This is a genomic window from Streptobacillus notomytis, assembly GCF_001902585.1.
Taxonomy (GTDB): domain Bacteria; phylum Fusobacteriota; class Fusobacteriia; order Fusobacteriales; family Leptotrichiaceae; genus Streptobacillus; species Streptobacillus notomytis.
In genome coordinates, this window is the sequence record NZ_LKKV01000112.1 from 61459 (window position 1) to 74711 (window position 13253).

The window sequence follows — 13253 nt, forward strand, 5'->3', positions numbered from 1 at the left end:
ATGGAAAATGAAAAAGAATATTTTTGTTCATTCTGTGACAAAAGTGAAGATGAAGTAACTACCTTATTTTCAAACGAAGATTCAACAGCATTTATATGTAATGAATGTATTTCAAACAGAGATATTGAATTAGAATATGAAAATAGAACTGATTTTGAAGATTTTAATTTGTTGAAACCTAAACAAATAAAAGAGAAACTTGACGAATATATTATCGGACAAGAGCAAGCTAAGAAAGTATTATCTGTTGCAGTATATAATCACTTTAAAAGACTTTCAATACTTGATAGAGATGACAATGATATAGAAATGCAAAAGTCAAATATATTATTGATTGGACCGACTGGTTCAGGGAAGACTTTGCTTGCTCAAACATTAGCAAAAATACTTAATGTTCCTTTAGCAATAGCAGATGCGACTACAATTACTGAAGCAGGTTATGTTGGAGATGACGTTGAAAATGTATTATTAAAGCTAATAAAAGCTGCAGACTATGACATAGAGTTAGCACAAAAAGGGATAATATATATTGATGAAATTGATAAAATAGCTAGAAAATCTGAAAATACTTCTATAACTCGTGATGTATCTGGTGAAGGAGTTCAACAAGCATTATTAAAAATAGTTGAAGGAACTATATCTTCTGTACCACCTCAAGGTGGAAGAAAACACCCTAACCAAGAAATGATAGAAATTGATACAACTAATATCTTATTTATAGTTGGAGGAGCTTTTGAAGGGCTTGAATCTAAGATAAAAAGAAGATTAAATAAAAAGCAAATAGGATTTGGGTTAGATGTAGATAAAAATGAAGAATTAGATGACATGACTATTTTTGAACATGTTTTACCAGAGGATATTAGAAAATTTGGTATAATTCCTGAACTTATTGGAAGATTGCCAGTAATAACATCTTTATCAGAATTAAATAAAGAAGCTTTAGTTTCTATTTTGACAAAACCTAAAAATGCAATTATTAAACAGTATAAAAAATATTTTGAAATAGAGGATGTAGAATTAATTTTTGAAGAAGATGCTATAGAAGAAATTGCAGAACTTGCATTAAAAAGAAAAATAGGTGCTAGAGGATTAAGAAGTATTATTGAGAATAGTATGCTTGATTTAATGTATGAAATACCTTCAAAAGAAGATATTAAAAAATTGGTTGTTACTAAAGAAATGATAATTGAAAAAAATGAATTATTTATAAAAAGTGAGAAAGGGAAGAATTAATGAATAAAATGGAAATACTGCCTTTTATCCCTATTAGAGATATAGTATTTTTTCCACAAGCAGTTATGCCTATAATGGTAGGAAGAGATTTTACTAAAAAAGCTATAGATTATTCTGTAGAGCATACAGAAGGAAAGTTAGTCTTAGCAATTCAAAAAGATTCATTTAGTGAAGAAATACAAGGAATTGAAGATGTTGAAACAATAGGTGTAATTGGTAAAATTATTCAAATAATGAAAACGCCTGATGGTAATTTGAGGTTAATAATTGAAGGGGAAGAAAGAATAAATGTAACAGAAGTTATTAATGAAGATGGAATGTTTAAAGCAAAATATGAAGATTATCCTATAGAAAAAACAAAAAATACTAATAATAAGAAATATAAGATGTATTTACAATCTTTAATTCAAAATTTAAATATTGTAAATAATAGAACAATTCCTGAAGATTTAATAAAGAGTATTTTTGAAATTAAACCTTTTGAAAGTTTAATGTATACTTTGGCATCAACTTTGGAATTAAGTGAAGAAAATAGAATAAATATTTTAAAAGCAAATAATGTAGATGAAATTTTTGAAAATCTAACAAAAGCATTAAAAATTAGAATAGAATTAGAAGAAATAGATAGAAGTGTTGAAAATAAAGTTAAAAAGAATATAGAAGATAATCAAAGACAATACTATATTAGAGAGAAAATTAAAGGACTTTATTCAGAATTAGATGAAGAAGATACTGAAGATGAAGTAAATGAATTAATTTCACAAATAGAATCTAGAGATTTACCATATGAATTAACAGAAAAATTAATGAAAGAAGTTAATAGATATAAGAAGATGAATAATTTTTCAGCAGAAGCTGGAGTTATTAGAACATATATAGATACAATGCTTGAAATACCTTGGGAAAAAAGTGAAAATGAAAATATAGATATAAAAGCGGCTGAGAAAATATTAGATAAAGAACATTTTGGTTTAAGATTAGTTAAAGATACAGTTTTAGAATATCTTGCTGTTAATCAATTAAATAAAGAAAATAATAAAAAAATGGGAACAATTCTTTGTCTTATAGGACCTCCAGGGGTTGGTAAAACTTCATTAGGTGAATCTATAGCTCATGCAATGAATAGAAAATTTGAAAGAATTTCATTAGGTGGTGTTCATGATGAATCTGAAATTAGGGGTCATAGAAGAACATATATAGGAGCAATGCCAGGTAGAATTATAGAAGCATTAAAAAGAGCTAAGGTTAATAATCCTGTAATTTTACTAGATGAAATAGATAAATTAGATTCTAATTTTAAAGGAGATCCAGCTTCTGCATTATTAGAAGTGTTAGATCCTGCACAAAATAAAACATTTAAAGATAATTATGTTGATTTTGAATATGATTTATCTGATGCTTTCTTTATTTGTACAGCTAATGATTATTCAGGTATACCAAGACCGTTACTTGATAGAATGGAAGTAATTAATTTAGACTCATATACAATTCAAGAAAAATTAATGATTGCTAAAAATTATTTAGTTAATCAAGCAAAATCTGAAACAAGTATAAAAGATGTTAAATTCTCAGATAGTATTTTACTTGAAATTATTAATAAATATACTATGGAAGCTGGAGTTCGTAATTTAAAGAGAGAAATAGTAAAAATACTTAGAAAAATGGCTAAGTTAAAACTAGAAGATTCTTCTAAAAAGTATACAATTACTTTAAAGAATTTATCAGATTATTTAGGACCAGAAAAGTATAAAAAAGATAAAATGTCAGAAAAAAATTCAAAATTAGGAGTAGTTAAAGGTCTTGCTTGGACTTCTGTTGGTGGAACTACTTTAGATGTTGAAGCAGTTAAGATGGATGGAAAAGGTCAGATACAATTTACAGGTAAGTTAGGTTTAACGATGAAAGAATCAGCAAGTGTATCTTATACACATGTTAGAGCAAATTACAAAAAATTATCTGTAATTAATCCTAAATTTTATGAAGAATATGACATACATTTACATTTCCCTGAAGGTGCTACACCAAAAGATGGACCATCAGCAGGTATAACAATTACAACAGCAATAGTTTCTATTTTATCTGAAAGAAAAGTAAGACAAAATATTGCTATGACAGGTGAAATTACTATTACTGGTGAAGTACTTCCAGTTGGTGGAATAAAAGAAAAAGTATTAGGTGCCCATAGAATAGGAATTAGGGAAGTAATACTTCCTTTTGAAAATAAGAGTGATACAATAGAACTTCCAGAAGAAATATTATCACAAATTAAAATACATTATGTAAAAAAATATTCAGAAGTAGAAAAAATAGTATTTTCTGAATAGTCGAAAGGTAAGAAATGAAAGTAATCTTAAAAAATATAAGTTATGCAGAGGAATTTGCAAAATTTAGTAAGAGTAAGATTCTTAATGATATTGTTTTTAGAGAAAAAAACATAGTGGTTTTAGGTAATTTTGATGGTGTCCATTTAGGACACCATAAAATTATCAATGACGCACTAGAATTAGGGAAAAAATTAAATCAAAAAGTATTGATATATACTTTTAGAGAATATCCTAAAAAAAAGGATACTTTAATTACAACATTATCTGAGAAACTATATATTTTTGAAAAAATGAACGTAGATTATATATATTTAGAAGAATTTTTTGATGTTAATGAATTATCTCCAGAAGATTTTGTAAATAAAATATTAATTGATAAATTAAATGCATCAGAGATTTTTTGTGGTTTTAATTATAGTTTTGGTAATGGAAGAAAAGGTGATGTTGCTAAATTAAATGAATTACTAAAAGATAAGATTAAAGTTAACGTTATCAATCCTGTTTTATTTAATTTGAAAACAGATGAACTAAAAATAGTAGATATAAAAGAATTAAAAGATTATTTAGATAAAGATTATTGTGTAATTTCAAGTACATTTATTAAAACATTAATTGAAAATGGTAAAATGACTTATGTACAAAAATTATTAGGTCATGAATATATTGTTATGGGTAAAGTAGTTCATGGTAAAAAGCTTGCGAGGACTCTAGGGTTCCCAACTGCAAATTTATTATCAAAAAATAAGATTTATCCTTTATTCGCTGTTTATGGAGTTAGGATATATATAGAAGATGATGATAAAATGTATTACGGTATTATGAATATTGGCAAAAATCCAACAATAGAAAATGAGGGATTACATATTGAAACTCATATTTTTGACTTTGATGAAGATATTTATGATAAAATAATAGTTGTAAATTTACTTGAAAACATTAGATTAGAAAAGAAAATGGGTTCATTAGAAGAGTTGAAAAAACAAATTTTAATGGATACAAAAGTATGGAAAGAGAAAATATATGGTAAATATTGATTTAGTAGTTAAAACTGAAGATTTTGAAGGTCCATTAGATTTATTTTTACACTTGATTGATAATAAAAAAATTGATATTTCAAAGATATATATATCAGAAATTATTGATGAATATCTTAATATTATTAGCAAAGAAACTGAACAAAATTTAAAAATTAAAATAGAATTTTTGGCTATGGCAACAGAATTGCTAGAAATTAAAGCTTATTCTATATTAAATGAGGATAAAAAAATAGAAAAAGAACAAGATTTAGAAAAAAGAATACTTGAATATAAGGTTATTAAAGAAATTGCTAAAGAATTTTCTAAAAGAGAAATTGAGTATAATGTTCCATACATAGTTAAAGGAAGTAAAATTAAGGAACAGGATAACGTATATTATTCTTTAGAAGATTTAACATTAAATAATTTATGTGAAATATTTAATAATTTGATTAATAAAGTAGAAACTAAAGAAAATATTAAAATAAATGTTGTTGATGTATTTACGACAACAGATGCTTTATTTGAAATTGAAAAAGAATTTAGTACAAATAAAGAATTATTATTTTCTTCTCTTATGAAAGGAAATTTTTCAAAAGCTAGAATTGTTAGTTTTTTCTTGGCAGTATTAGATTTATTTAAAGAGGGTAGTATAGATATAACTTTATCTGATAATGATTTTATTATTAGAAAGGAATCATATGTTTAAATCAAGTTTAATTGTAATGATAATTAATATGTTAAGTAGGATTTTAGGATTAATAAGAGAGATAGTTATTGCCTCTTTTTTTGGTGCAACTGGTTATACTGATGCCTATTTTGCTTCATCAAGAATTGCTAATTTTTTTACAACTTTGTTAGGTGAAGGTTCACTTGGTACAGCTTTTATACCTATTTATAACGAAGTTAAAGAAGAAAAAAATTCTAAAAGAGCAGAAGACTTTGTATTTAACTTAACAAATTTAATAGTTTCATTAGCTTTTACTATTTCTTTATTTATGGCTTTATTTTCAGACTTTACTCTTAAATATATATTAAGATTTAAGGATCCAGAGATGCTTGCTACAGCCTCAGGTTTATTGAAAATAATGTCATTTTATCTAGTCTTTATTTCTGTTTCTGGATTAATTTCTTCATTGCTTAATAATTACGGTAAATTCTATATTTCAACTTTAGTAGGAGTAGTGTTTAATTTAACTATAATAATAGGTGCTATATTAACTAAAAATAAATTAGGTATATATGGATTAGGTATTTCATTTTTATTATCTGGATTATTTCAGGTCCTAATACAATTGCCTTCATTTTTAAAAATATTGAAAACATATAGATTTACTTTTAATTATGAAGATGAATATGTTAAAAAGTTCTTTTTATTAATGATACCTACATTGATTGGAATATTTGGTTATCAAATAAATGAATTAGTCGATACAGCATTTGCTGGAAATTTAAAACTTGGAACAATAAGTGCTATAAATTATGCCTCAAGACTATATTTATTGCCTATAGGAGTTTTTGCAATATCTTTATCAGTTGTAATTTTTCCTAATTTATCTAAGGCAGTTTTAAAGAAAAATAATGAATTATTTAAGTTAACTATAGAAAGAGGAATGAATTTACTTGTAATTTTAATTATTCCTTCTAGTATAGGATTAATATATTATTCTAAAGAAATTATTACTTTACTTTTTAAAAGAGGTAAATTTAGTATAGAAAGTGTAGTTTTAACCTCTGAAATATTGGAAATATATGCATTAGGATTAATATTCTTTTCAACTATACATTTATTAACTAGAGCTCATTATGCAAATAAGGATAGGAAATTACCTGTAATTTCATCTCTTGTTTCAATTAGTATAAATATTATTTTAGATTTTTTATTATATAAGAAATTTACTCATAGAGGGCTTACATTTGCTACAACATTTTCAGCCTTTGTAAATTACATCATTTTGTTAATTTCTTTAAAAACTAGATATTCAAATGTAAATTTAATGAAATATTTTAAGTTTATAATGATTTCTTTGATAAATTCAATAATTTGTATATTTTTAATTGAAAAAATTATAAATATATCAAATCAAAGTTTAGAAATAATTGTAAAATTATTCACTTTCATAATATTATACTTTACTTTTTTATCTTTAAAATATATTAAAGATAGAAATGAAATATTAGATATATAAAATTAATTTAATATGTATATTTTTTATTAAAATCCATTATTTGTATTGACATACAATATAAAATATAGTTATAATATTATCAATTAAATATAATGAAAATAAAGGAGTAGAAATGTTTTATAACAAGGTAAAGGAAAGTGCAGATTATATAGCATCAAAAGTTGACGCTAATGTAGATGTAGCAGTAATTTTAGGAAGTGGACTAGGTAAACTTGTTGATATTATGGAAGATAAAATATATATACCTTATAAAGATATACCTAATTTTCCACAAATATCAGTAGTAGGACATGCTGGAAATTTGGTTTTTGGTAAAATAGGTAATACAAAAGTTATGGCATTACAAGGAAGATTCCATTATTATGAAGGTTATTCTATGAAAGAAACAGCATATCCAGTATATGTTATGAAATTATTAGGTATAAAGAAAATGATAGTTACAAACGCATGTGGAGGAATTAACACTAATTTCAAACCAGGAGATTTAATGATAATAGATGATTTCATTAATGCTGTTGGTGACAATCCTTTAAGGGGATCAAATGATGAAAGATTTGGAGTTCGTTTCCCTGATATGTCTGAACCATATAGTTTAAAATTAAGAAATAAAGCAAAATTAATTGCAGAGAAATTAGGAATAGAAGCTAAAAATGGAGTATATACTTTCTTTTCAGGACCATACTATGAAAGTGCATCAGAAATTCGTATGTTTGGACGTGCAGGAAGTGATGCTGTAGGAATGTCAACAGTTCCAGAAACTATAGTTGCAAATTATGTAGGTATAGAAACATTAGGAATATCATGTATAACAAATATGGCTACAGGATTACGTGTAGGAAATCATTCACATGATGAAGTTGTTGTTATCGCAGAAGAAGCAAGCAAAAAATTATGTGTTTGGATGGAAGAATTTATTAAAGAATTAGTATAAATTGAGATGCCGATTATGAATTAATCGGTATTTCTTATATAAGGGGTAAGATATGAAAATATATTTAGCTAGTGCTTCACCTAGAAGAAAAGAAATACTTTCAATGATATTTGATGATTTTGAAATACATATCCCTAAATTTAACGAAGAAAAATTTAGTAAACAAATAAATATAGATGATCCAATAAAATTGACTTTAAAACTCGCAGAGGCTAAAGGAATTGCAGCCTTTAATGAACTTAATAATATTAAAGATAAAATCATTATTTCGGCTGATACTATAGTATATTTTAATAAAAAAATATATGGAAAGGGAATTGATAGAAAAAGATCTCTAAAAATGTTGGAGGAATTAAATAATAATGCACATGAAGTTATTACAGCTGTGTGTATTATTTATAACAATGAGATTATAAAATTTACATGTACAACTAAAGTTAAATTTGCAAATAATTCTAAAGAAATTATTGAATTTTATATTGATAATTTTTCTCCTTTTGATAAAGCAGGAGCATATGGAATACAAGATGCAGGATCAATTTTAATAGAAAAAATTGAAGGTTCATATCATAATGTTATGGGATTACCTATAAGAGAAGTTTTTAATGAATTACGTAAAATTATGCTTTAAATCTAATTAAATCTACTAATATTATAAACTAAGCTAATATTAATTGAATTACAAATCTTAATATGATAAAATTACATGTAAAGGAAGGAGATTTAATGGCTATAGTAAAAATAAAAAAACTTCATAAGCCTAAAATTTTGTTTGGTTTAGTTTTGAATAATTTAGAATCTAATTTATATAATGCAATAGCTAATAAAAAGGTTGCCAATGAAATACTAAAAGAAAGTTTAAATATTAATAGTAGACGTTTAATTCAAATTGTAGAGGTAGTAAGTTCAAACGATGAAGTATTGGATTTATTAGTTATTTATGATTTATTAGTCTCAGAAAATGAAGAGATGAAATTATTGAATTCACTTAAAGTAGATGAATTTAATTTTAATATATTTAATTTTAATAGAAAGGAAAAGGTAAATATTGAAAACATGGTAGAAGGATTCAATGTTTATAGGTAAATAAAAATGAAAAAAATTTTAAAATTATTATTTATTTCTTGTTTTTCACTTTTTTTAATAAGCTGCACTAGTGCTGGTGAAAAATTTTTGACAAGTTTTTTAGGAGAAAAATTATTTAATTTAACAGAAGAAGAAAAATTAGCTAATAAATTGAGAGGATATAAGCTAGAAGCAGTAATAAAGACAACTAAGGGTGATATAAATGTTTATCTATATCCTGAAGCTGCACCAAAATTAGTTGCAAACTTTGTATTTTTAGCTAATAATGATTATTATGACAATTTAAAATTCCACAGAGTTAGTGTAAATAATATTATACAATCTGGTGATAGAGCTGGGGATGGTACTGGTAATCCAGGTTACCTGTTAGATGATGAATTTAGTTTCTTAAAATTTGATAGAGCTGGAATGCTTGCTATGGCAAATGCAGGTCCTAATACTAATGGTTCGCAAATATTTATAACACTACAAAAAGCTGAAGAATACAATAATGAATATTCTATTATTGGAAACTTAAAAGATAGAAATGATTTATCAATTGCAAGATTAATTAGACAAGATGATTCTATATTAGATATTAAAATTTCAGGATATGATGTAAATGAATTTTTAGGAAACTTTGAAAAAGAAGTAGAAGAATGGACTGAAAAATTAAAAGCTACAGGATATGAATTAAAAGAGGAAAAAGAAAATAAAGAAAATAAAGAAATAAAAGAAGTAAAAGATGAGAAAGAAATAAAAGAAGAAAAATAAAGGTAATATTTGAACTGACCCCAAAAATGAGGTCAGTTTTTTATTTATAGTTCTAAATTACAATAACATATTTGTAAATAGGAAGTGTTTATATATAAATTAAAAAACCAGAGAGTGATCTCTGGTTTTGGTCATTTATTTTTTTAATAAATCTCTTATTTCAGCTAATAATTCTTGATCTTTAGTTAATACAGGTTTAGCTGGTGCTGGTTCTTCAACTGGTTTTTGTTTTTTTAATTTCATTAGTGCTTTTAATACAATGAAAATTACTAAAGCAATAATTAAAAAATCAACGACATTTTGTATGAACATTCCATAATTGATTGATAAAGCAGGACTTTCACCTTCTGCAGGTTTTAATATGATTTGTAATGTTCTAAAATTAATATGTCCTAATATTAATCCAATAACAGGCATTATTACATCATTTACTAATGAAGTAACTATTTTACCAAAAGCTCCTCCGATAATAACTCCAATCGCTAAATCTACTATATTACCTTTAGCAATAAATTCTTTGAATTCCTTTAACATAATCTCCTCCTAATTTTCATATTATTAATATATTATACAGTAAAAACAAATACATTTCAACCGTACTTTATTTTTAGATATATTTATGATAGAATATAAAAATAAATACCATTATGGAGAGGTAAGATGTCAGATATAAGATTAAAAAGAAATTTTTCAATTATTGCACATATAGATCACGGAAAATCTACAATTGCAGATAGATTATTAGAAATAACAGGAACTGTAAGTCAAAGAGAAATGAAAGAACAATTATTAGATAGTATGGATCTTGAAAGAGAGAAAGGAATTACAATTAAGGCACAAGCTGTTACTTTAAATTATAGAGCAAAAGATGGAAAAGAGTATGAATTAAATTTAATAGATACTCCTGGACATGTTGACTTTATATATGAAGTATCAAGATCTCTTGCGGCATGTGATGGTGCTTTACTTGTAGTTGATGCAGCTCAAGGAATAGAAGCTCAAACACTTGCCAATGTTTATTTGGCATTAGAAAATGATTTAGAGATACTTCCAGTTATAAATAAAATAGATTTACCATCAGCTGATCCAGATAAAGTAATGCTAGAAATTGAAGATGTAATTGGTTTACCAACTGATAATTCTGTGCTTGTTTCTGGTAAAACTGGAATTGGTATAGATGATTTATTAGAAGGTATAGTTAAATATATCCCTGAACCACAAGGAGATATTAATAAACCGTTGAAAGCATTGATTTTTGATTCACATTATGATGATTTTAGAGGAGTAATTACATACATTAGAGTACTAGATGGTTCTATTAAAAAAGGTGAAAAAATAAAGATAATGTCAACTAATAAAGAATTTGAGGTACTAGAGGTAGGAGTATTTTCTCCTAAAATGAAAGAAAAAGAATTGTTAGATGCTGGTTCTGTTGGATATATAATTACGGGGATTAAATCTATTAAAGATACACAAATTGGTGATACTATAACTACTGTTAAAGATCCTACTGAAGTTGCATTAGATGGATATAGACCAGCACAAAGTATGGTTTTTGCAGGAGTTTATCCAATTTCTACAGATGATTATGAAGATTTAAGGGAAGCCTTAGAAAAATTACAATTAAATGATGCTTCATTAACATATCAGCCTGAAACTTCTTTAGCTTTAGGATTTGGTTTCCGTTGTGGATTCCTTGGACTATTACATATGGAAATTATAGTTGAGAGACTTAGAAGAGAATTTGGTATTGATTTAATTTCTACAGCACCTTCTGTTGAATACCATGTTACAGTAGAAGGTACAAATAATATGTTAATTATTGATAATCCAGCTGAATTTCCTGAAGGAAGAAAACATATTGAAGAACCATATATTAAAGGAACTATTATTGTACCTAAAGATTATGTTGGTAATGTTATGGAATTATGTCAAGAAAAACGTGGAACATTTGTAAATATGAGCTTTTTAGATGAAAATAGATCTATGATAGTATATGATTTACCTTTAGCTGAAATAGTTATAGATTTTTATGATAAATTAAAATCAAGAACTAAGGGTTATGCATCTTTTGAATATGAAATGATAGGATTTAGAGAATCTAATTTAGTAAAAATAGATATTTTAGTAAGTGGACAAGCGGTAGATGCATTTTCATTTATAGCACATAGTGATAACGCATATTATAGAGGAAGATCTATAGTTGAAAAATTAAAAGAAGTAATACCAAGACAACAATTTGAAATTCCATTACAAGCAGCATTAGGTACTAAAGTAATTGCCAGAGAAACAGTAAAAGCTTTAAGAAAAAATGTATTAGCTAAATGTTACGGTGGAGATATTACTCGTAAGAAAAAATTATTAGAAAAACAAAAAGAAGGTAAAAAACGTATGAAGGCTATAGGAAATGTTGAAATACCGCAAGAGGCATTTTTATCAGTTCTTAAATTAAATGATTAAGGGGGAAAAATGATAAAAAAAATTATATTTTTTGATGTTGAAACTAATGGCGTAAATCCAAGAGATTCTGTTTTATCAATTTCAGCAATGAAAGTTACATATGATACTGTTACAAATAAAATGGTAAAACTTGATAAATTTGACAGATTTTATTTTAGGAATGAAGGAGAAGAGCCAAATTTTGATGCTTTAAATGTTAATGGTTTATTTGATGATGAAATAGAAAGAAGAAGAAGTTTATCACCAATTGAATATCCTAAAACATTTAATGAAGATATAAATAATTTTTTTGAATTTTGTGATAATGCAGAACATTTTGTTGCTCATAATATTAGATTTGATAGACAATTTATCCCTTTTAAACTTAAATATCAATTTGATACAATGTTAGAAAATACAGATATTGTTAAAATTCCAAGTAATAATTATTATTCATCATTTAAATGGCCAAAGTTAATGGAATGTGCAAATTATTATAATATACCAATTGATGAAAAAGAATTACATAATAGTATGTATGATGTTGTTATTATGGGAAGAGTTATGTTTAAAATGCTTAAAGATAATGATGGAATAAAAAAAGTAAGGAGATTTTTAGTTGATAATATTTCAACTAATTTGAAATAATATGGATTTTAAGACTTTTATTTATTTAGCTAATTTATTGGGTATAATTTCTTTTGCATTATCAGGAATTTTTAAGGGGATAAAGCATAATCATGATTTATTTGGTGTTACATTACTTGCAATAATCACATCTGTTGGTGGTGGAGTAATGAGAGATGTACTATTAAATAAAATACCAAATGCATTAATAAATCCACAAGATATATATGTTGCAGTAATTACAACTTTAGTTATATACCTGCCTTATTTATTATTTAAACCTAAATTTGATGATAATGTAGTTAAAAAGGCAAGGAGATTAGTATTAATATCTGATGCAGTAGGTTTATCTTTATTTGTTTCTATAGGGGCAAATATAGCTATACAAAATAGTTTAAATACTATAGGTGTTATAATTATGGCAACAATAACAGCAGTTGGCGGTGGAATATTAAGAGATATTTTAGCAAATGAGACTCCTTTTATTTTAAAAGAAGATATATATGCAATTCTTTGTGTAATTGCTGGATTTTTTTACAAAATTATGATAGTAGATTTACAATTAAATGAAATACGAACAACAATAATAATCTTTTTTATGGTATTAATTGTAAGATTAATAGTAATTAAAAAGAATTTGAATTTACCAAAATAA

13 protein-coding genes are annotated in these 13253 nt (G+C 25.4%); 12 read left to right on the forward strand and 1 reads right to left on the reverse strand.

Features of this window, described 5'->3' with window-relative positions; translation table 11 throughout:
- From clpX to BUE91_RS05925, 9 genes are all read left to right on the forward strand, one after another.
- Positions 1-1233, forward strand: coding sequence for an ATP-dependent Clp protease ATP-binding subunit ClpX (clpX, locus tag BUE91_RS05885; protein ID WP_073508261.1), 1233 nt, complete (start codon positions 1-3; stop codon positions 1231-1233).
- On the forward strand, positions 1233-3557 hold the full coding sequence (gene lon / locus BUE91_RS05890; protein ID WP_083573807.1) for an endopeptidase La: 2325 nt from the start codon (positions 1233-1235) through the stop codon (positions 3555-3557). The genes clpX and lon overlap by 1 nt, the downstream gene beginning before the upstream one ends.
- A 14-nt stretch (positions 3558-3571) precedes the next feature.
- Entirely contained in the window at positions 3572-4591 is a 1020-nt protein-coding gene (ribF, locus tag BUE91_RS05895) for a riboflavin biosynthesis protein RibF (protein WP_073508262.1), read from the forward strand.
- A complete protein-coding gene (locus tag BUE91_RS05900; RefSeq protein ID WP_083573809.1) occupies positions 4578-5282 on the forward strand; it encodes a segregation and condensation protein A in 705 nt (234 codons plus the stop codon). The genes ribF and BUE91_RS05900 overlap by 14 nt, the downstream gene beginning before the upstream one ends.
- On the forward strand, positions 5275-6762 hold the full coding sequence (gene murJ, locus BUE91_RS05905) for a murein biosynthesis integral membrane protein MurJ (protein ID WP_066900162.1): 1488 nt from the start codon (positions 5275-5277) through the stop codon (positions 6760-6762). The genes BUE91_RS05900 and murJ overlap by 8 nt, the downstream gene beginning before the upstream one ends.
- Positions 6763-6874: 112 nt before the next feature.
- Positions 6875-7693: a purine-nucleoside phosphorylase gene (locus BUE91_RS05910; protein ID WP_073508263.1), complete on the forward strand. Its 819-nt coding sequence runs from the start codon at positions 6875-6877 to the stop codon at positions 7691-7693.
- Between the two features lie 52 nt (positions 7694-7745).
- Positions 7746-8324, forward strand: coding sequence for a Maf family nucleotide pyrophosphatase (locus tag BUE91_RS05915; RefSeq protein WP_073508264.1), 579 nt, complete (start codon positions 7746-7748; stop codon positions 8322-8324).
- A 95-nt stretch (positions 8325-8419) separates the two neighbouring features.
- Positions 8420-8779 carry a hypothetical protein gene (locus BUE91_RS05920; RefSeq protein WP_073508265.1) on the forward strand — a complete coding sequence of 120 codons (360 nt, stop codon included), beginning with the start codon at positions 8420-8422 and terminating at the stop codon, positions 8777-8779.
- A gap of 6 nt (positions 8780-8785) precedes the next feature.
- A complete protein-coding gene (locus BUE91_RS05925; protein WP_083573811.1) occupies positions 8786-9532 on the forward strand; it encodes a peptidylprolyl isomerase in 747 nt (248 codons plus the stop codon).
- Positions 9533-9667: 135 nt separating this feature from the next.
- Here the strand turns inward: BUE91_RS05925 and mscL are convergent, their stop codons facing one another.
- Positions 9668-10066 (reverse strand): large-conductance mechanosensitive channel protein MscL, encoded by a 399-nt coding sequence (gene mscL / locus BUE91_RS05930; protein WP_066900099.1) that lies wholly within the window; start codon positions 10064-10066, stop codon positions 9668-9670.
- 126 nt (positions 10067-10192) lie between these two features.
- Here mscL and lepA point away from each other — a divergent pair, with 126 nt between their 5' ends.
- The 3 genes from lepA to BUE91_RS05945 are packed head-to-tail and all read left to right on the forward strand — an operon-like array spanning position 10193 to position 13253.
- On the forward strand, positions 10193-11992 hold the full coding sequence (gene lepA / locus BUE91_RS05935) for a translation elongation factor 4 (protein WP_073508266.1): 1800 nt from the start codon (positions 10193-10195) through the stop codon (positions 11990-11992).
- A 9-nt stretch (positions 11993-12001) separates the two neighbouring features.
- Positions 12002-12619: a 3'-5' exonuclease gene (locus tag BUE91_RS05940; protein WP_073508267.1), complete on the forward strand. Its 618-nt coding sequence runs from the start codon at positions 12002-12004 to the stop codon at positions 12617-12619.
- A gap of 1 nt (position 12620) precedes the next feature.
- Complete coding sequence (locus BUE91_RS05945; protein WP_073508268.1) at positions 12621-13253, forward strand: trimeric intracellular cation channel family protein; 633 nt, start codon at positions 12621-12623, stop codon at positions 13251-13253.